Consider the following 20,637-nt stretch of genomic DNA (forward strand, 5'->3'; position numbering starts at 1 on the left):
ATGTTAAAGCGGAGTTTCGACATACTGTTCTCTCTCTTCATGATAATTCTCCTTTCCCCCGTTCTGATACTCACAGCTCTTCTTGTAAAATTTACTTCAAAAGGCCCGGTTATATTCAAACATAAGAGAGTCGGGTTAAACGGCAAGGATATTTTTGTATACAAATTCAGAACTATGGTTCCTGATGCAGAAAAACTCGGCCCCGGGTTAACAGAGAGAAATGATTCCAGAGTTACAAAGTTCGGTAAGTTCCTCAGAAGAACAAGCATTGATGAGTTCCCGCAGTTTTTTAACACTCTCTTCGGTTCCATGAGCGTTGCAGGTCCGAGACCGGAGATACCCGAGATAGTCAGGGATTACTCTGCTTTTCAAAGACAAGTGCTTGCCCTGCGCCCCGGGATAACCGGATTTCCGCAGATAAACGGCAGGGCGGATCTTACCATTCCTAAAAAATTGCGGCTGGATGTCTATTACACAAAACATCAGAACATTTGTTTCGATATCTATATTATATTTAAAACTATCATAGTGCTCTTTACGGGCAAAGGAGCTTTTTAATGGATATTAAATTCGGAACAGACGGCTGGCGCGGAATAATCGCCAAAGATTTTACTTTCACCAATCTGCAGGCAGTCGCGCAGGCGACGGCGGATTACTTTAAAACGGTTTGCGGGAAGAACAAAAAAGTTATCATCGGCTACGACCTCCGGTTCTTCTCGGAAAAATACGGCGGAATGGCAGCAGATATCCTTGCATCAAACGGTTTTAATGTCACTTTATCCGATAAAGCGGTAACGACCCCGACGGTCTCATACGGTGTCGTAAATAAAAAAGCGTTTTTCGGTGTGATGATAACCTCTTCCCATAACCCTTACGAGTACAGCGGTTTCAAGATAAAAACCGGTAACGGCGCCTCCGCAACCAAGACAGAGACAAACGGCGTGGAGTCATTCCTGTTCAAGAACCCGGTAAAGGCCGGACTTGCGCCGTATAAAACCGCCGATTTAACAACAGCTTACCTTTCTTTCATTAAAACCTTTGTTGATATGAAGAAGATAAATAAAAGTTCTTTCAAAGTCGTTATCGAACCCATGTACGGTTCTTCCCAGGGATTACTTCTTAATATACTGAAAGATTCCAAACTTAAATTATTCCCGCTCCATCACTTTAGGGATGCAATGTTCGGCGGTGTAAAACCGGAACCTCTTGATTTTCTTTTGACCGACGCCAAGGAAGCCGTAAAAAAAGAAAAAGCCGCCATAGGCCTCGTAACAGACGGAGACGGCGACAGGTTCGCTATAATTGACGATAAGGGTATTTTTTATTCCACCCAGCATATCATGCCTCTTCTTATGGAACATTTGCTCAAGAATAAGAACCAACGGGGTGGTGTAGTTATAACGACAGCAACAACATCCGCCGCAGAAATTATCGCAAAGAGGAACGGACTTCGCAGGTTCTACACTCCCATCGGATTTAAAAACATTGCCGACCTCATGATAAAAGAAGATATTCTTATCGGCTCCGAAGAAAGCGGAGGTATCGGTGTAAAAGGTTATCTCCCCGAGCGCGATGGTATTCTTCTTGGACTTATGCTCCTTGAGATGATAGCAGAGACAGGCAAAAAACCAAGTGAACTGCTTTTGGATCTCGAAAAGAAATACGGCAAATTTTGCTACAACAGACTGGATATTAAGTATCCCGCAGAACAAAGAGAGAAGATTTTCGCCAATATCGCCGCCTTTACTCCCGAGAAGATGTTCGGGAAACCTATAAAAAGCATAACCCGCGAAGACGGCACCAAATACACCATGAACGACCTCTCCTGGCTGGTACTTCGTCCTTCAGGGACGGAACCGATTCTCAGGATTTACGCAGAGGCGAAAACACCGGCATTAGTAGAAAAGTATCTAGAGTTTGGAAAGAAGCTGGCATTGAAGAAGTGAAAATGCAGGTGCTGGGTTCTTGGTACTAGGGGCTGCACTTTTTAAGGGGAAGCGCTTATTCTGTTATTTTCTTAAATTTATAGTCGCTGTCCCCATTGTAGGAGGAAACAGGAGGAGTTTTTCCGGCTCCATCAGCTTATCTCTTTTTTTCCGTTTTTCTTATGGTCTTCCAAAATTATGCGAAGTAATGCTGCTGTAGCGACTACATCACCTAGAGCTCTGTGCTCATCTTTTATTTCGATGCAAAACTGGCGTCTAAGCGCGGGGAGTTTGAAGGAAGGAAAATGCGGCCACATTTTTCTTGCAAGCCTGAGAGTATCAAGCGTATCGTTTTCTAAATCCGGCTTTCCAAGTTGATTTAATTTTGCCTTTAAAAAATTCATATCAAAAGGCAGATTGTGACCTACTATAACGCCGTTACCGATAAATGCTACAAATTCCTCATATATTTCATGGAATTTAGGGGCATTTCTTACCATGTCGTCGGTAATATTATTAACCGCAGAAGCACCGGGAGATATAGGACAGCAGGGGTTTACAAGCTTACTATAAGTGGCTGTGATATCGCCGTTTAAAAGCTTAACCGCAGCCACTTCACAAATATCATCCCCATATTTCGGACTTAGCCCCGTAGTTTCAAAGTCAATGACGACAAAAATGTTGTTTTCTATATGTATCGGTTTCTTTTCTGAGTTTCTGATAACAATTTCCTTTTTTTCGTTGAATTATAAATAACGTTACAGGTTGAGCAAAGTTTAAATATTTAACCTTAACTCTTTGCGAAATCCGCCTAGGCGGATACGTCTATCCTCATTCTCTTGCTGCGCCTCCGAGCATCTGCACATCTGCGCCTCAGTTCCCTACCTTTCTTCCTTCACATAATTCTCTTTCGTAACACCTTTAACATCTGTTTCGGCAATGGAATATTTCTCTTCAACTTTTGTTATTTTGCCGGTACCAAGTTTTGTATCTGAAGAGCCAAGGGATAATCCGGTATCAGGATCCACTAAATCTTCGCCTTTTTTGAATATTGAAAACGTTCGGCCCTCTTTCTCTTCATCATTTTTTCCGGAGTTAAGCCATAGCTTATTTCCATCAACTTTCATTATTTTTGCCGACCAGGGGAAGTTCTCCGCCATCTCAATAAGCGGTCTTGAAACACTTTCTATGGTTTTTCTGACAGCTTTGCCGATAACCGTATCATCAAAACCGTCTTTGCCAAAACCCACTGAAGGAGCAACGCTTAAATCAACGGAAACGCCGGTACTGGATTCCTCCCCTTCGCCTTTTTCTGCTTTAAGTATCTCTCCGGTTGAGGTGTCTATCATTCTTACATCACAGGCAACTTTCGCCGTATTTGTTCTCGTATCCACTCCGCCGTGAATACCAAAGAGACCCCCAAGATTCCCAACACCCAGCTTGCTTTCTTTAATGCCAAACTCAGTAATGCTTCCTGTTACAATATATTGTAACCCGAGGAGCTGTCCGATCTTTGCCGCCGTTTGAGCAGTAACAATACCGGTAGCGCCAAGCTGTTGTTCTTTCATAACTTTATCAAGTTTTTCCCTTTCAATTACCGAATATTTATTGGATTTAGTAAGGACTGTAACCAGCATATCCGCCATACCTCGACCCGGATTATGCCAGCCGCCATGCTGCCCTTGCGCTTTATCTTCAAAATCCATTACCGCTATTCTTTTCTTGTTTCCCGCGAACATTGGGGAAGCAAGTACTGCTACCGCAAGCAAAACCACTACTATCTTCTTCATAAAAACCTCCCGTGAAAATAATTACAAATTACGAATGACGAAGTACAATATATGGTGGTATATATATTTCCAAATTGTCCTTTGTAATTTGTCATTTGTACTTTTTTAGTAACTGATCTTTTCCGACCTTAAAGTTTTTTTATCGGAGTTAAATCTTTTATCCCTTAAAATATTTTCTTTCGCTCTTCTGTTCCTTCTCTTCTTTTGCTTTTTTATTTTATACGCCAGTTTTGACTCTGCTGACAACTTTCCAAGGATTTTTGACTCAATTTTACTTACAAGTATCTTTCTGGCAAAATACCTGTTCTTTGCCTGCGACCTTTCCTTCTGGCATTTTACTTCAATTCCTGTCGGCAGGTGCTTCAAATAAACACATGTTTCCACTTTATTTACATTTTGACCGCCCGGACCTCCGGAACGGAGGAACTTTTCAACAAGATCACTCTCTTTAATCCCAAACTTTGACATCCGGACTTCCAGAGTATTTCTTTTTTCTATACTTACACCAAAATCACTCATTATTATATCCATTGCTCTTGATTTAATTAAGGCCCTGTCTATTCAAATTTATAGCCGCACTTTCCTTCAGTTATCCATTCATCTTTTGTTCTTGGATATTTTCTGCAATTTAGCGGTCTTATTACATAAGCTTTACACATCGATTTATTATCTGCGTTAAAAGTAAGAAAAGGACAAACGTTCGGAAGCTTACAACAGTCCCCGCAGGAAGCGCAGGAACCTTTCCGGTTCTTAGCTACAGGAAGAATAGAGGTTAAAGTCCTTTTTGCCTTCGAGCCCCACGTGTTTTTATTCAAGCTATCTCCTTTTACCAAAATACGTTACGAGTTGAGCAAAAGTCTAAATATCTAACCATAGTCCTTTGCGAAATCCACCTAGGCGGATAACGGGTGCTACATTAATGTGGTATTATTTATATAATAAAAAGACACTGGATCCCGTGTCCCAGCGCGGGATGACAGAATAATTGCATTCTTCTGTCACTTCATACCCCGGACTTGCTTTTACTTCTATTGCTGTTCTTACTTCCTTTCCTTCTTTTTCTTCACTTGCTGTCTTTGCTTTCCTTGCTTTACTTGCTGTTCTCTGCCACGTACTTAATAAGCCCGCCTGCCTTAATCAGCTCCTGCATAAATGCCGGATACGGAGAGATTTTAAAAATCTTACCTGTGGTTTTATTTTTTATCTCACCTTTGCTCGTATCCACTTCCACCTCGTCACCGTTCTTTATACCGTCCACGGCAAGAGCGCTTTCAATAATTGGAAGGCCCATATTAAAGCAATTCCTGTAGAATATTCTGGCATAGCTCTTGGCAATTACACAGGAAACACCTGCCGCTTTGATGGCAATAGGCGCATGTTCCCTTGACGAACCGCAGCCAAAATTTTTCTCTCCCACAATAATATCCCCCGGTTTCATCTTTTTCATAAAATCCTTATCAATATCTTCCATAGTATGCTTCGCAAGTTCTTTAGGATCCGAAGTATTAAGATATCTCGCCGGAATGATCTCATCCGTATTTACGTCATCTCTGTATTTGAATACGCATCCTTTGAATATCATGGTTATTCTCCTTACCTTAGATTCTTCCCCTTCATAATAAGGGGAAGGCAGGATGGGGATAGCTTTTTCTTTAGAATATACGAACCCAAAGCATCCACTACCGCATCCAGATCGTTAATAATATGTTTATTTTAAAACCTTACAACATCAACTCCAACTGACTTAAGATATTCATCTCTTATCTTATCTTTTTCTCTTCTTACTTTAAATTTGTACCCTATACCGTCAGATTCGACCGCTACTTTTATTTCAGGGCAATAGAAATCAATTATATACTCACCAATCTGGTGTTGCCTTCTAAACTTAACTCCTAAGACCTGTCTATTTCTAAGAACAGACCAAAGCAAACTTTCTGCGTCGGTTGCATTCTTTCTTAAGTATCTGCAATTTCCTAATGTTTCAGATCTCAATTTTTATCTACCTACCTTAGATTCTTCCCCTTCTTAATAAGGGGAAGGTAGGATGGGGATCATTTTTTTAAACAACTAACTATCCCCACCTTAATCCTCCCCTTATCTAAAAAGGGAGGAGAGTATAAGGTAACTAAATCTCGTCAGGACTCGCAATCCTTCCCAGAATCGCCGATGCGGCGGCAACCGCAGGATTCGACAGATACACTTCCGCTTTCGGCGAACCCATCCTTCCGACAAAATTCCTGTTTGTCGTAGCAAGTGCTCTTTCACCGGCGGCAAGAATTCCCATATGCCCGCCAAGGCACGGACCGCAAGTCGGCGTTGAAACAGCCGCGCCGCAGTCCACAAATATCTCCATAAGTCCTTCTTTAATCATCTGCTTAAAGATCGCCTGGGTCGCAGGTATAATAAGCGTTCGGATATATGGCGCTACTTTTTTTCCTTTCATGATTTTCGCCGCAATCCGCATATCCTCTATACGGCCGTTTGTGCAGGATCCTATAACCACCTGATCGATCCTTACATTACCTACTTTGCTTATCGGTCTCGTGTTTGAAGGCAGATGAGGAAAAGCCACCATCGGTTCAAGCCTGGAAGCGTCATACTCATTTACAGATATATACTCTGCATCTTTATCGCTCGCGTAAAATACGGGCTTTCTTATGCTTCTGCCTTTCAGGTATTCCTTTGTAATCGCATCAGGTTCAATTATCCCGTTCTTTCCGCCGGCTTCGATCGCCATATTACACATAGAAAGCCGGCTTTCCATAGAAAGAGACCTTATTGCATCTCCTGTGAACTCCATAGAGCGGTAAAGTGCGCCGTCAACACCAATATCCCCTATAATTTTAAGGATAAGATCTTTACCGGAAACCCATTTGGGAAGCTTGCCGTGAAATACAAATTTCATAGCTTCAGGAACTTTCAACCAGACTTTTCCGCCTATCATCGCCGCCGCCAGATCCGTGGAACCGACTCCGGTTGAGAAAGCGCCAAGCGCGCCGTAAGTGCAGGTATGAGAATCCGCGCCTATTATGGCGTCTCCGGAAGTGACAATACCTTTTTCCGGAAGAAGCGCGTGTTCAACTCCCACTTCCCCGACTTCATAATAGAACTTGAGCTTCTGCTCTTTTGCAAAATCCCTGAGGATCTTTGACTGTTCAGCCGACATAATATCTTTATTCGGCGTGAAATGATCCGGAATAAGTACGACTTTATTCTTATCCCATACTTTTTTTGCGCCAGACCCTCTAAATTCGCTTATTGCTATCGGAGCCGTGATATCATTTCCGAGAGCAATATCCAGCTTTGCCCAGATAAGATCTCCGGGTCTTACTTCTTTTTTTCCGGCATGCGCCGCCAGTATTTTTTCCGTTATCGTCATTCCCATTTTATTTGTCTCCTTTCCATTCACTCTCCTCCCTTTCAAGATAAGGGGAGGATTAAGGTGGGGATCTTTTTTTGTCGATATTTCTTCATCACTTTTTCCACTGTACTTGCTGTACTTGCTTTACTTGCTTTTCTTCGCCCGCGAAAGCTTGGACAAGGCATCCAGATACGCTCTGGCACTGGCTTCTATTACATCAGTTGAAAGACCTCTTCCGTTAACTTCAATCGCGCCTTTTTTGATTCTTACGGTGACTTCTCCGAGAGCTTCTTTTCCACCGGTAATAGAGCGGAGTTGATAATCCAGAAGCGTAACATCTTCTTTTACTATACTGTTTATTGCTTTATAGGTGGCATCCACCGGACCATCGCCTATGCCTGCGGCTTTAAAGCTTTTACCGTTCAGCTTAATCTCCACTGTAGCCGTCGGTGTTATTCTATTACCGGTAGCTACATATATATCAACAAGAGAATAGGCAGATTCAAAACCTTTTTTTCCTTCGGTTTCCATCATAGCCTGAAGGTCTTCATCAAAAACTTCTTTCTTTTTATCGGCAATTACCAGAAATTTCACATAAATAGTATTCAACTCCTCGCCTTCCGCCTTAAAGCCAAGAGCCGAAAGCCGGTGCGCAAGAGCATGACGCCCGGACCTGCTTGTAAGTACAAGTTCATGCCCCGTAATACCAATGGATTTTGGGGTCATAATACCGAACGTTGACTCCTTTTTGAGTATTGCATCCTGGTGAATACCGGAAGCATGCGAAAAAGCATTTTGCCCGACTATAGCTTTGTTCGGCTGAACAGGAATACCTGTATATCTGGAAACCAGCTTGCTGGTCTTGTAGATCTCTTCCGATTTAATATTTGTTTCCAGATTGTAAATATCCTTTCTCACTTTAAGAGCCATTACTATTTCTTCAAGCGCGGCATTACCTGCCCGTTCTCCCAGCCCGTTAATTGTGCACTCAATCTGCCTCGCACCATTCATAGCCGCAGAAAGGGAGTTTGCCGTAGCCATACCGAGATCATTATGGCAATGAACCGAAATTATCGCCTTATTAATATTCGGCACTCTGTTCATCAAATCGCGGATAAGTTTTCCGTGTTCCACCGGCTCGGAATACCCGACAGAATCCGGAATGTTAATAGTGCCGGCTCCAGCTTTGATTGTCTCTTCTACAATTTTGCAGAGATAATCAAAATCCGTTCTCGCAGCATCCATTGCAGAATATTCCACGTCTGCCGAGTAATTTCTCGCAAGTTTAACCGCTTCTATTGAGCGCCTCAGTACTTCTTCCCGGGTGGTATTAGTAATAAATTTAACATGAATATCCGAAGTACCTATAAACGTATGTATTCTCCCCCGTTTAGCGGGCCGAAGTGCATCCCTGCAGGCCTCAATATCTTTTTTTACCGCTCTGCACAGCCCCGCTATTACCGGCCTTTTCACCGCTTTAGCTATTTCCTTTACGGATTCAAGGTCGCCCGGTGAAGAGATGGGAAAACCCGCCTCTATAACATCCACGTTAAGTTTTTCCAGCTGTTTTGCTATTTCAAGTTTTTCGAACCTTGTAAGCGAAGCTCCGGGAATCTGCTCCCCGTCTCTAAGCGTTGTATCAAATATTATAATTTTATCTGACATATATTTCTCCTTTTCCATCTACTCTCCTCCCTTTCAAGATAAGGGGAGGATTAAAGGTGGGGATCAATTTTTATTGCTTTTTCTTCTTTTACTTCACTTACTTTATTTGCTGTACTTTCTCTCCTGCGCCTTCTTCCCGACCCCGCGCAGCTCGAGGTAACTTGCCCTGCATAAGCTGAATACTATATACCCCAGGGTAACAACAAAGAACATCGGTTCCGGCCTTAAGAGAAATACAAGCGCCGTGACGACTATCATAACCACCACAATAAATGGGGCTTTTTCTTTATTAACATACTGCTTAAGAGAGAAAAACTTTATATTACTCACCATTAACAGAGCTGCAACGATCATCAACCCCGGCAAAAAATATGCGTTAAATTTTGTCACTGCAACGTTGTACCAGTTGATCATCGCCATACTATTGGCATGCGGTACTGTCACATAATACCATTCTCCCCATTGCGCAAAAAGCACATAAGATACCAGCACTCCCGCCGCCGCCGGTGTAGGTAAACCTGTAAAATTTTTAAGGTCCGGTTTTAATATAGTGTTAAATCTTGCCAGACGAAGCGCAGCGCAAACCGCATAAACCGCAGCTATAAGAACCCCGATTTTTCCAAGATGCCGGAGCACCGACAGATAAAGGATTACCCCCGGAGCAATACCGAACGAAGTTAGGTCGGCAAGAGAATCAAGCTCCTTTCCAAATTGACTGTCAGTTTTAGTCATCCTCGCAACAATACCGTCAAGAAGATCAAAGATCATAGCAGCCAGTACCAGCCAGCTGGATAGTATAAACGGATTTATAAAATCATTATAGCTGGTAAGCTTAAGCGCATCGGTTACGGCAAAGATTATAGCCATAAACCCGCAGACTAAGTTACCAGAGGTAAGGAGATTCGGAATGATAGAAAACTGCTTTTTCATTTAAGCTTTTAAAGCCCTTGCTGCAGGCCTTCCGGTTTTTTCTTTAGCGCCGCTCATTTTTCCAAGTAATGTTGTTCCGGCATATACAATATCATTTTCTACAGCCATAATCCTGCAACCAGCCGGCAAAAAAAGCTCAACTCTCGATCCAAAAGTAATCATCCCGAATCTATCTCCCGCTTTTAAAGTTTCCCCTGTTTCCACCCATGCTATCGGACGATGGACCAGCACCCCGGCAATCTGCTTGACTACCGCAGTTATCTCCCCCTTAATGATATAAATATTTTGCCTGTTTTTTTCCCCTGCGTCTGCATGAAACGCAGGCAGCAATCTGCCTTTTAATACGGTAATATCCATAATTTCCCCGGAAAAAGGCATTCTCTGAATATGAACGTTGTGTACATTAAGAAAAATACTTATTCTGGTAAATTTACCTTTGATCCCGGGGGCATTTTTAACTTCTTCTATTCCGACTATTTTTCCATCCGCAGGACAAAGAATATCCTCATCTTTTACTTTGATTTCTCTTTCCGGATCACGATAAAAATACATCACAAAACCCAATATTATTATTCCAATAAGATCAAATATACCGCCAATCCATTGTAATTTTTTTCCCAAAATAAAATACGAAGCTATCGCCAGGCCCGCGAAGATAATAAAAACTATAACAAACGGGAAAAGCATTTCCTCTTTTGCCCTGCCTGCATTTACTATTTTTATGTTTTCTTTTTGCTTTTCCATTTATTTTAAAGGGGCGGATTTTACTCCGCCCCATCCTCAATAATCATTTTATCCGCCTAGGCGGATTTCGCAAAGGATTAATGGTTAAACATTTTTACCTTTTCCGCCACAACGCACTGGCGGACTGCTCGCCTAAAATCCGGCGACCAGGCTTTTTTTCTACTTTTCTTGCTTCACTTACTTCTTTTCCTTCTCCTGCTTTCGTTGCTGCCTTTACTTCTTCAGCCAGGACATCATGCTTCTTAATTCAGCGCCCACTTTTTCAATTTTATGAACATCATCTTTCTTCATTAACGCGTTAAAATGCGGCCGTCCGACTAAATTCTCCGCCAGCCAGGATTTTGCGAACTTCCCGTTCTGTATTTCTTCCAGAACTTTTTTCATCTCTTTCTTGGTATCTTCATTTACTATCCTGGGTCCGATCACCAGGTCGCCGAATCTTGCCGTGGTTGATACTCTGGCTCTCATACCCTGTATCCCATATTCATACATCAGATCACAGATAAGTTTTAATTCATGCAAACATTCAAAGTAAGCAACTTCCGGCTGGTAACCCGCTTCTACAAGAGTTTCAAAACCCGCTTTCACAAGCGCTGAAGCTCCTCCGCAAAGCACTGCCTGCTCGCCAAACAGATCTGTTTCCGTTTCTTCCTTAAAAGTAGTTTCCAAAACGCCTGCACGGGTTGCGCCGATCGCTTTTGCATAGGCAAGCGCTGTTTCTTTCGCTTTACCGGAAGCATTCTGATAGATCGCGATCAAAGCCGGAACACCCATACCTGCTTCATACTGGGTACGGACCAAAAATCCGGGACCCTTCGGAGCTATCATGATAACATCAATTTCCGCCGGAGGAAGGATCTGGTCAAAATGAATATTGAAACCATGCGAGAAAACAAGGGTCTTGCCTTTCTTCATGTATTTCATTATTGAATCCTTGTAAATCTTCGCCTGGAGGTCATCCTGGGTAAGTATCTGTATCAAATCGGCTGTTTTTGCAGCGTCTTCCACGGACACCATTTTGAACTTCTCTTTTTTCGCCACAGCATAAGCCGGCGTACCTTCGAGTTCACAAACAACGACACTAATTCCGCTGTCTCTCAAATTTGCCGCTTGCGCATGTCCCTGATTGCCAAAACCAATTATTGCCACGGTTTTGCCCTTCAAAAACTTTAGATCTGCATCTTTTTCATAGTAAATCTTAGCCATAACACATCCTCCTTAAGGAAATTAGTTGCCTATTATCAAATGAATTACTATATTATACCAAAACAGAAGGTTAGTCAATCCAAAAAGACCCAAAAAATATTTTCAAGGAAGATTTCTTATTTTATAACGGGTTTCAGAGGATAAATGAGACCGAAACCTAGGATCTATTTTTCAAAATCATAAGAAAAACCAATCGAAGCTCTCCATTCATCAAGAACCTTCATATTGCCAAGGGTATCATTCCAGCTCATTGCGGAATTACTGAGTTGACCGTTATTAATACTGCCGGCAACAGTATCCGCCTCTATTCCATACAGATATTCACTGCATTCCACCATTACTTCCTTCGACGGTTCTCCATTTTTGTTAACAATGATCTTTGTACTTCCGCCTTCACGGGCAGGCACCCAGGGAGTTAAAATACTGATACTGCCTCCGGTCCCGAATATCTGAACCGTATTTTCCCGGGCAACGGTAATACCCGCCGTGACTTCCGCAATAATTTCCCCCGGAAATTTTAATACCGCCGAGGCATATTCATCAATATTACCTTTTCCGATATATCCTGAACCTTTTACTTCAATCGGATCTTCAAAATCTTTGCCAACAGCTATACCGGCAATAAGCCTGGATATTGAGACAGGATAGCATCCTACATCAAGTATCCCGCCGCCGCCCAAGATATGATCAAAAACTATGCTCTTTGGGTTATACATCGCGCCATAACTAAAAACGGCTTTGATAACTTTAATATCCCCTATAACTTTCTGTTTTAATATTTCAATTAACTTTGCAGTTTGAGGGTGACAGCGGTACATAAAGGCTTCCATAAAAAACACTTTATTTTTCCGCGCCGCTTCAATAATTTTTGCCGACTCAGCGGAGTTAATACTTACGGGTTTTTCGCAAAGCACATGTTTACCTGCCTCGGCGGATCTTATGGCCCACTTTGCATGCAGGGAGTGCGGAGTTGAAATATAAACCGCCTTAACATCTTTATCAGCAAGTAAGGATTCATAACTGCCGTAACACTTTGAAATTTTAAATTCATCCCCAAACTTACAGGCAGACTCTTCTGACCGGCTTCCTACTGCAATTAACCTGCCTGTTTTAGAATGAGCAAGGCCTATTGCAAACCTTTTAGCGATCTTCCCCGTTCCAATTATTCCCCAATTTAGTTTTGTATCCATAGTATGCTCTCCTTTGTTTTATCCAGTATATCAAGTTTTTGGAGGCGTATAAAGTATATCTTTTGTTGAGTTTCTCCAATATTTCGAGTAAATCCGGAAAAAAGCTTGCAAACTAAGGTAAACAGATTTTTCGCAAATGGAGTTTTCCTATTTTCTGTAACTTGTGAGCAACGTACAGAAATTTATTGAAATGTTAGGAAAAAAGGCTGAATTGTTTGAGCGAAGCGAGTTATTCAGCCGCCGAACATGGAGATAAATTTCCTCCAGTTGCGAATCGGAACAGAAAACAGGAAAACTCCACTATCTTTTACCGGTTAAAAACTTTCTTGACTTTAAAGCCTGCTATCGGATAATCTAGGTTACTTATGAAAAAAACTAACGCAGGTTTTAAGAAGGAATACTCAGCAGTTGCAAAATATTCCAAAGAGTTTGTTCTTAAGGATTTTCACCGTAATTCCGACGCAAACGGAGTATTTTACGCCTTTATTGAAAACGCCGTAAAAAGTTATGGAAAACCGGACCTCAAATTGCTGGAAGTCGGTTCCGGTACGGGAAGAAACGCCTGCTACCTGGCGAAAAAACATCCAAAATCAGTGATAACAGCTCTGGATATATTAAAAGAATCCGTTGCGGCAGGCAAACGGCTTGCAGGGTTCTTAAGTTGCGGAGCAAACCTGAAATTCATTTTGGCAGATGCCACAAAGTTAAAATATCCGGACAACTATTTTGATATTATTTACAGTCAGGGGACTTTGGAGCATTTTAAAGATGTTACCTCTATAATGACAGAACAGGTGCGTGTTTTAAAACCAGGAGGCACGCTAATTATTAATGTTCCGCAAACCTACAGCTACTACACGGTAAAAAAACATTTGGGAATGCTGTTTAACAGATGGGAACCCGGCTGGGAGACAGAATACTCCTACGGAGATCTAAAAAAACTCGGTAAAAAGTTCGGTCTGAAGCTTACAGGTATAGGCGGGCAGGAATACGACTCAAAGATCATCGAACTTGTAAAAGCCTACAAATTCTTAGCCAAAACAATAATACCAAAACCGCTTGACAATTTCTTAAGAGCCGACTGGAATAAATTTAAGAAAAAATACGGTCATTACTTTTTACTGGAGATAATCGCCGTTTACAAAAAATAGTATTGGGGACAGACACCGAAAAGCTGAAAATCGGTGTCTGTCCCCAATACTATTTGCTTCTTTGTATCGTGGCACTATGTTTCTTTTTCAGTACCGTCAATCCGTTAAACGCTTCATATTCCTTCGGAAAATCCTCTCTAAAATGACAGGCCCGGCTCTCCTGCCTTGCCAGAGCACTTTCTATAATGATAGAAGCTACTGTAGCAATATTTCTTGCTTCCAGAAAATCCTTTGTAACACTGTAATTCCAGTAAAATTTCATTATGTTTTTATTTAGAGCAACCATCACATCCTTTGCGGCGCTTAACCGTTCCCAGTTCCTGGAAACTCCGCAAAGCGAAGTCATCGTCCTTCTTACCGTGTCCCAGTAATAACTTATTGCAGTTTTGTCTTTTAGCTTATGAGTCTTTCCTGCTTTCCAGGCAGGAACATTATAGGACGTAAAACTTTTTTGTCTCTTTAAGAAATGTTTTGCCGCCAGTCTCCCGTACAAAATACATTCCGGCGCGGAATTACTGGCCAGCCTGGTAGCTCCGTGAAGACCGGTGTAGGAGGTCTCGCCTATGACATAAAGCCCCTTCAACTCCGTCTGGCTATTTTTCCCGACAAATACTCCGCCGTTTGAATAATGTTCGGCATAAACCACGGGTACAGGTTCTTTCGTTAGATCGATTCCTTTTGAGAGGCAAAACTCGTAAGAATTCTTGAAATCTTTTTTTAATACCTCAGAGGGAACCTTTGTACAATCCAGCCAGACATTATTCAAGCCATGTTTGCGCATTTCAATATCTTCGGCTTTTGTGACAATATCCCTCGTGGATTTCGAACCCCGGGAATCATATTTTAAGACAAAATCTTCTTTTGCGTCTTTGGTAAGCTTAAGTATTGCGCCGGCTCCACGAAGAGCTTCGGTCAATAAAAATCTTCTGCCGGATTCGTTTACCGCGGTAGGGTCGTAAAAGACCGTGGGATGAAACTGGATAAACTCCATGTTAACAAGTTTTAAACCTGCTCTGTAACTAATAGCAAAGCCATCCCCGCTGGCCACGTCGGGGTTACTCGTATAAAGAAACACCTTCCCCAGCCCGCCGGTTGCCAGAAAAACACCTTTGGAAGAAACCGCCTTAACACACTCTTTATTACTGTCCAAAACATAAAGCCCGATAACAGAATCCTGACCTTTTTTTCCGGTTACAGAGTTCTTGGTGATCAGATCTATCGCAGTATGATTTTCATGAACTTTTATATTGGGATGTTTTTTTATTTTAGCAACCAGGACATCCATAATAGCAATGCCCGTCGCATCTTCGACATGAAAAACCCTGTTCTTGCTGTGACCGCCTTCTTTATGAAGGTCATATCCGTAACCCGATGAAGGGCCGTCAAATTTCACGCCTTTATCCACAAGCCATTCTATAACGTCAGGAAAAAAGTTCTCCACACAGTACTTGACAACAACTTCATCATTTAAATACTTCCCTGCTTTCATTGTGTCTTTTACATGCTGAACAAAAGAATCCCCGTTAACCGGCTTCCCGTCCTTAAGCGGCACCGCCGCAAGCCCCCCCGCAGTAAGATAACTGTTACAATCCTCAAGAAGATGCCCCTTAACAAAAAGGTCGACTTTCTTCCCCGCCTCCGCCAATTCAAGGGCCACCGTACATCCGGAAAACCCACCCCCGATAACCGCGCATTCTGTCTTAATAATATTTTCTTTCATAATTTACCTTTTATAAAAAATGTTACAAGTTGAGAAAAAGTATAAATATCTATCCATAAATCTTTTTCTCAATCCACCTAGTCGGATTACGAGTTCAACATTAATGTGTTATAGATTTATTTTCGAACCTCGGACTTTCATCCACATATATTCTTACAAGCTTTTGCCATATCAGCGGAGTGCTTTATTCCGCATTCCATAAATTGTCAACCGTCATACGAGTTTTTTGCCGTCTTCTGACTTCTATCTTCCGACTTCAGTTCTTTCGTTCTTGCAAAGCATCCAACCCTCTAACCATCTCTACCAAAGATCCGCCCAACATAATTGGCGGACAACCTTTAGCTCTAATTCAGATTTCTCTCTTTCCTTCAAGCGCTCTTGCAAGGGTTACTTCATCTGTATATTCCAACGATGCGCCCATCGGAATACCAAGCGCCAGGCGGTATACTTTTACACCCAAGGGCTTTAAAATTTTACTCAGGAATAACGCGGTGGCTTCGCCTTCTACGTCGGGATTTGTGGCAATGATAACTTCGGAGATTTTTTCCGGTTCTATCCTTCTTAAGAGCTCTTTTATCTTCAGATCTTCAGGACCTATGCCGTCCAAAGGGGAAATGCTTCCCATCAGGACATGGTAGACACCGTTAAACGAACCGGTTTTTTCCAGGGACATGATATCCAGCGGCTCTTCCACTATACAGATAATATTTTTATTTCTTTTGTTTGAACTGCAGACATTGCAGGGGTCAGATTCGGTAATATTGAAGCATTTCGAGCAGTATCTTACTTTTTCTTTTACTTCGGCCATAGCTTTGGAAAGATTTTCTATATCTTCTTTACCGGATTTTAGAATATGATAAGCCAGGCGCTGGGCTGATTTGGGACCGATACCCGGAAGTCTTCCGAGCTCGTTGATAAGTTTTTCCAGTGAGTTCGCGCTAAATCTTTCCATGTTCTTCTTTTTTGAGTATTCTTCCGCCGAACATATCCTTGGCGGCTTTAACTTCAGCATTGGCAGGTTCTCTATTTTCTGTCTGGGGTTTATAAGCAACAGGAGCCTTGTCTGTTTTAGCACCCGCTTCCGGCGCTTTTTCCAGAACCGCAACTATCTCCATTGCAGTTTTAAAAGTTTCTTTAAAAACTTCCTTTATCAGTGCGGCGCCGTTAATTATACTATCCACCACATATACACTCGGAGCTTTAACAAATACTTTATTATTTTCTACTTTATAAGGCTTTACCGAGTCTAAAGAAGGAGACAATGACCTGCTTTTTGACTTCATAGCTTCGACAAAAACCGGCCAATTTTTTATTATTCTTTTAAGATTCTCAGAACTATCATCTGTTATATCCACTTCTTCAATATCGGAAAAACTTCCGCCACTCTCCGGTATTTTTTCTACGGATGTTCCGAGTATCTCTTTTACCGTAGAAGCCGGAGCCTCGATTTCCGGAGCGCATTCTTCAGCAGGTACGGAAACCGTTCCCGCGGAAATACTTTCAAGACGGTTAATTACTTCCGGTAAGCTAAGCAAGCTATCCATTCTTGTGATCTTTACACAGGCTATTTCTATTAAAACTCTCTGATAAGAGCTGTATTTCATGCTTTCCAGGAGGTCAGTTAAGATCTTAATCGTATTTACTACTTTTGTCTCGGTAACAACAGGAATCAGGAGTTTCAAACCCTTGATCTCTTCAGGATCTATCATTTCCATAAAATCTTCGGGGGTCTTTGTTACTTTTACAATAAGAAGGTTCCTGAAATATTCCGCAAGATATTTTATAAAAAGTACGGGATCATACCCCGCTCGGTAAATGTCCTCAATGATCTTTAAAGAACCCTGGGTATTTTTGTCGATCAGTAAGTTAGCAAAGGAGGCAAGCATCTCACGGTTTACCGATTCAAGGAGTTTTTCCACATCCTCAAGTTTTACCTCCCCTTCCGAATAGGAGATCACCTGGTCTAAAATAGATTCCGCGTCGCGGAGTGCCCCGTCGGAGTTTCTGGCTATTAAAGTAAGCACCCTCTGGTCTACATTAAGTTTTTCCTTTTTGAGTATCGTTGACAAGAGCCCGACTATTTCAGCAACGGTTAATTTCCTGAAATTATATTTCTGGCACCGCGAAGCAATTGTTGCCGGCACCTGGTCCATCTCTGTGGTGGCAAAAATGAACTTAACATGTTCGGGCGGTTCTTCCAGTGTTTTAAGAAGCGCGTTGAACGCTTCATTTGTAAGCATGTGAACTTCATCAATAATATATACTTTGTATCTTCCCTTCGCCGGCATGTACCTTACTTTCTCGCGAAGGTCCCTTATCTCATCTATACCCCTGTTGGAAGCGCCGTCGATCTCTATTATATCAGTAGAAATTCCTGCGGTTATTTCCGTACAGTGAGAGCATTTATTGCAAGGTGTTGCCGTAGGACCATGTTCACAGTTTATAGCCTTCGCCAAGATCCTTGCTATACTGGTCTTCCCGACACCACGCGGTCCGAAAAACAAAAAGGAATGCGCGATCCTTTTGGATTCAATAGCATTCTTCAAAGTTTTGGTAATATATTCCTGACCAATAACTTCATCAAACGTCTGTGGCCGATATTTACGGGCTAATACTAAGTAGGACATAGGACTCCTGGTAAATCGTCTATAAAGTGACATTATTACTTATCGTAATAATTGTCATCCCGTGCTCAGGCACGGGATCCAGCGTCTTAAAAAGCTGTTTTGAGTGATGGAACTTACCTTCCTACACCTTCATAGCCATTTTGGCTATAGAAGTCCTTTTTATTCAATTTTCGACTCTCTCAAGAATCACAGATTTTTGGTGGATCCGCCCTCAGGCCCGCCTATTGGCGAGGTCTCGAAACAATGTATTGCGGACGAGATCTCACCATTTTTCCGATTCTTCAGAAAAATGGTGGAGAAGACCGGGATCGAACCGGCGGCCTCTGCCTTGCGAAGGCAACGCTCTCCCAACTGAGCTACTTCCCCTTTCCTTTATCCATAATGCTTTTTCTTTATTTCTTGTCTTCTGAATCTTTAGCTTTTTCAATTTCTGCCAGATTTCTGCCATCTTTGCTTTCGCCTTGTAAATCTAAATTCAAGAAATCGGCCTTATCCTTATTCTTTCTTCATCAATTACCACAAAATGATTAGCCATCTTTTTATTATACTTATTTAGCAATGTCTTTAAAGAAGCTATTTTTACAGAACTATCCTCATTATCAAACCGCATTAATACAATTCCGGCAGTTGCTTTCCTCTGAAGAAATACTATTTCACCAAAATCCTTATCGTTCGTGATTAGTATTCTTTTCTCTTTTTTAGCAAGTTCAAGAACAGTATTATCTGTTGCTCCGGGACTTATTTCAGTTATATAAACAACATCGTTACCGGATAATCGCAGATATTCGACTATCTGCGATTCTACATTTTCATCTGCAAAAAATTTCACCTTTTTGAACCAACCAAGATATGTCTTTCATCGGTTGAAATTGCTTCTGAAGCATAAGCAATTGCTGCTTTTATGTCCTGAATTTTAAGCATAGGATATTCCTTTAACATATCATCTAAAGAGATGTTCTGAGAAAGCTTCTTCAGTATTATTTCTACCGTAACTCGAGTATGTTTAATTACCGGTTTTCCCAGCATTATATTAGGATTTATTTCAATTCTAGACATCAAATTATTCATTTGTATTCCCCTCCGTTAGATTCTTTTTAGTATTATAACATAAAAACAAAGAATTTCAATATTTTTAAAAATGGAAATGCAGGACGGTCTGCATTCAAATGGCCTGCCAAAAATCTATTCGGGACTTGATCATACGGATAATACTATTGTTTTTCTGTCGTCCTGAACCGGATTCAGGATCCAGTGTCGTTCCGGATGGAAAACAAAGACTATGTTCTTTTGAGGCTAGTGACATTCTCGTATTAAGTATGACACTACGAAAAACTTCTAAATACATCCTCATTGTTTCAAGTTTCTAGCTTCGAATTTGTTTTTTATGCTACCCTTATTCCTTTATGCTTATCAAAAGAGATTTTCACCCCGAAACCCAGGGAACCGGCTATTTTTGAGATTGTCGCTATTGTAAGGTTTTTCCCGTGCGCTGACTCCAGCTGAGAGATGAACTGTTGCGAAACGCGGGCTTTCTTAGCTAATTCGATCTGGCTAATATTTTTTTCTTTTCTTAATTCTGCAAGGCGGTGAGCAAGATGAACCTTCGCCAATTCCACATAATACTCCTCGCGGAATTCCTCGTTTTTTAATTCTTCTTTTAAATGTTCTTCAAAAGTACGTATTTTAAGTTTTTTCATTTTCAGGAACCTCCAGAGCCAAATCGCACAATAAAATCTTTTTTCCTTTGCAAGGCAATCTTAATATCACGAGCAGGAATTTCATTAGCTTTCTTTCTAATTGTATGAACAAGCACGGCATTATTTCTCATAAAATAAAAGTAAAACGTCCTAATTCCCTTAGGTCTCAATTCATATATATCATCGTGCAAACATAATCGGCAATAGGTCTTCTCAGCTGATAACCTTTCTCTTTAAGCAAATGTATATATGAGAGTACTTTTTGTTTTTCATCAGGTAAAAGTCCATTAATAAAACTCTCCACCGGACTTCGACCCTTCTCGTCAGTATAATAATAAACCCTATCAAGCATGTTTCACCCCTTAAAAACAGTATACAACCTATAACTTGTATTGTCAATACCTAAAATACCCATAAAAACTAATTTTGCGCACTTACTTTTTTTGACTTTACGCTCTGGAAACGGATGTTTCCAGAGGAAAAGAGGGACAGTCCACCATTGTTTTACCTTTTCATTTTCTTTTTCCCTAATCAGCCTGTATTAAGTCGAGTAGAACGGTGACGTAGTGATTACAGGCTCTTCTTGGCTGTATCCGTCGTTTCCAACTTCGTGCCCGTTTAGATTTGCCAT

Annotated in this window: 22 protein-coding genes and 1 tRNA gene; 3 read left to right on the forward strand and 20 right to left on the reverse strand. The window is 41.5% G+C overall.

Annotated features, from left to right (window positions below):
• Positions 1 to 558, forward strand: a complete 558-nt coding sequence (locus A2536_06760; protein OGF45567.1) for a hypothetical protein — start codon at positions 1 to 3, stop codon at positions 556 to 558.
• Positions 558 to 1,946 (forward strand): hypothetical protein, encoded by a 1,389-nt coding sequence (locus A2536_06765; protein OGF45568.1) that lies wholly within the window; start codon positions 558 to 560, stop codon positions 1,944 to 1,946. Before A2536_06760 ends, A2536_06765 begins: the two co-directional genes overlap by 1 nt.
• A gap of 131 nt (positions 1,947 to 2,077) precedes the next feature.
• Here the strand turns inward: A2536_06765 and A2536_06770 are convergent, their stop codons facing one another.
• The 12 genes from A2536_06770 to A2536_06825 all read right to left on the reverse strand — a co-directional run bounded on the left by A2536_06770 (position 2,078) and on the right by A2536_06825 (position 12,811).
• A complete protein-coding gene (locus A2536_06770; GenBank protein ID OGF45569.1) occupies positions 2,078 to 2,539 on the reverse strand; it encodes a hypothetical protein in 462 nt (153 codons plus the stop codon).
• Between the two features lie 267 nt (positions 2,540 to 2,806).
• On the reverse strand, positions 2,807 to 3,715 hold the full coding sequence (locus tag A2536_06775; GenBank protein ID OGF45570.1) for a hypothetical protein: 909 nt from the start codon (positions 3,713 to 3,715) through the stop codon (positions 2,807 to 2,809).
• 105 nt (positions 3,716 to 3,820) lie between these two features.
• Entirely contained in the window at positions 3,821 to 4,234 is a 414-nt protein-coding gene (locus A2536_06780; protein ID OGF45571.1) for a peptide chain release factor 1, read from the reverse strand.
• A gap of 38 nt (positions 4,235 to 4,272) precedes the next feature.
• Positions 4,273 to 4,530, reverse strand: coding sequence for a hypothetical protein (locus A2536_06785; protein ID OGF45572.1), 258 nt, complete (start codon positions 4,528 to 4,530; stop codon positions 4,273 to 4,275).
• Between the two features lie 275 nt (positions 4,531 to 4,805).
• A complete protein-coding gene (locus A2536_06790) occupies positions 4,806 to 5,297 on the reverse strand; it encodes a 3-isopropylmalate dehydratase small subunit (protein ID OGF45573.1) in 492 nt (163 codons plus the stop codon).
• A gap of 131 nt (positions 5,298 to 5,428) precedes the next feature.
• Positions 5,429 to 5,707, reverse strand: coding sequence for a hypothetical protein (locus tag A2536_06795; GenBank protein OGF45574.1), 279 nt, complete (start codon positions 5,705 to 5,707; stop codon positions 5,429 to 5,431).
• A 133-nt stretch (positions 5,708 to 5,840) separates the two neighbouring features.
• Positions 5,841 to 7,100: a 3-isopropylmalate dehydratase large subunit gene (locus A2536_06800; GenBank protein ID OGF45575.1), complete on the reverse strand. Its 1,260-nt coding sequence runs from the start codon at positions 7,098 to 7,100 to the stop codon at positions 5,841 to 5,843.
• 120 nt (positions 7,101 to 7,220) lie between these two features.
• Positions 7,221 to 8,741 (reverse strand): 2-isopropylmalate synthase, encoded by a 1,521-nt coding sequence (locus A2536_06805; protein ID OGF45589.1) that lies wholly within the window; start codon positions 8,739 to 8,741, stop codon positions 7,221 to 7,223.
• A gap of 102 nt (positions 8,742 to 8,843) precedes the next feature.
• Entirely contained in the window at positions 8,844 to 9,671 is an 828-nt protein-coding gene (locus tag A2536_06810) for a CDP-diacylglycerol--serine O-phosphatidyltransferase (protein OGF45576.1), read from the reverse strand.
• Positions 9,672 to 10,415 (reverse strand): hypothetical protein, encoded by a 744-nt coding sequence (locus A2536_06815; protein OGF45577.1) that lies wholly within the window; start codon positions 10,413 to 10,415, stop codon positions 9,672 to 9,674.
• 213 nt (positions 10,416 to 10,628) lie between these two features.
• Positions 10,629 to 11,621 (reverse strand): ketol-acid reductoisomerase, encoded by a 993-nt coding sequence (locus tag A2536_06820; protein OGF45578.1) that lies wholly within the window; start codon positions 11,619 to 11,621, stop codon positions 10,629 to 10,631.
• Positions 11,622 to 11,785: 164 nt separating this feature from the next.
• On the reverse strand, positions 11,786 to 12,811 hold the full coding sequence (locus A2536_06825) for a hypothetical protein (GenBank protein OGF45579.1): 1,026 nt from the start codon (positions 12,809 to 12,811) through the stop codon (positions 11,786 to 11,788).
• Positions 12,812 to 13,176: 365 nt separating this feature from the next.
• On the opposite strand from A2536_06825, the gene A2536_06830 reads away from it, so the two are divergent.
• Positions 13,177 to 13,962: a hypothetical protein gene (locus A2536_06830; protein OGF45580.1), complete on the forward strand. Its 786-nt coding sequence runs from the start codon at positions 13,177 to 13,179 to the stop codon at positions 13,960 to 13,962.
• A 49-nt stretch (positions 13,963 to 14,011) separates the two neighbouring features.
• Here the strand turns inward: A2536_06830 and A2536_06835 are convergent, their stop codons facing one another.
• The 8 genes from A2536_06835 to A2536_06870 form a co-directional block, all read right to left on the reverse strand.
• Complete coding sequence (locus tag A2536_06835; protein ID OGF45581.1) at positions 14,012 to 15,682, reverse strand: hypothetical protein; 1,671 nt, start codon at positions 15,680 to 15,682, stop codon at positions 14,012 to 14,014.
• Positions 15,683 to 16,031: 349 nt separating this feature from the next.
• Positions 16,032 to 16,634: a recombination protein RecR gene (locus tag A2536_06840; protein OGF45582.1), complete on the reverse strand. Its 603-nt coding sequence runs from the start codon at positions 16,632 to 16,634 to the stop codon at positions 16,032 to 16,034.
• The gene (locus A2536_06845; protein OGF45583.1) at positions 16,621 to 18,309 is read right to left on the reverse strand and encodes a DNA polymerase III, subunit gamma and tau; all 1,689 of its coding nucleotides are present in this window, start codon (positions 18,307 to 18,309) and stop codon (positions 16,621 to 16,623) included. Before A2536_06845 ends, A2536_06840 begins: the two co-directional genes overlap by 14 nt.
• 290 nt (positions 18,310 to 18,599) lie before the next feature.
• A tRNA-Ala gene (locus A2536_06850) sits at positions 18,600 to 18,675 on the reverse strand.
• A 109-nt stretch (positions 18,676 to 18,784) separates the two neighbouring features.
• Positions 18,785 to 19,138, reverse strand: coding sequence for a hypothetical protein (locus A2536_06855; GenBank protein OGF45584.1), 354 nt, complete (start codon positions 19,136 to 19,138; stop codon positions 18,785 to 18,787).
• Positions 19,135 to 19,377, reverse strand: a complete 243-nt coding sequence (locus A2536_06860; GenBank protein OGF45585.1) for an antitoxin — start codon at positions 19,375 to 19,377, stop codon at positions 19,135 to 19,137. The genes A2536_06855 and A2536_06860 overlap by 4 nt, the downstream gene beginning before the upstream one ends.
• 314 nt (positions 19,378 to 19,691) lie before the next feature.
• Positions 19,692 to 19,991 carry a hypothetical protein gene (locus A2536_06865; protein OGF45590.1) on the reverse strand — a complete coding sequence of 100 codons (300 nt, stop codon included), beginning with the start codon at positions 19,989 to 19,991 and terminating at the stop codon, positions 19,692 to 19,694.
• Between the two features lie 181 nt (positions 19,992 to 20,172).
• A complete protein-coding gene (locus A2536_06870) occupies positions 20,173 to 20,358 on the reverse strand; it encodes a hypothetical protein (protein OGF45586.1) in 186 nt (61 codons plus the stop codon).
• Positions 20,359 to 20,637 lie beyond the last annotated feature (279 nt).

The sequence above is a fragment of the Candidatus Firestonebacteria bacterium RIFOXYD2_FULL_39_29 genome, from assembly GCA_001778375.1.
In the GTDB taxonomy this organism is placed as follows: domain Bacteria; phylum Oederibacteriota; class D2-FULL-39-29; order D2-FULL-39-29; family D2-FULL-39-29; genus D2-FULL-39-29.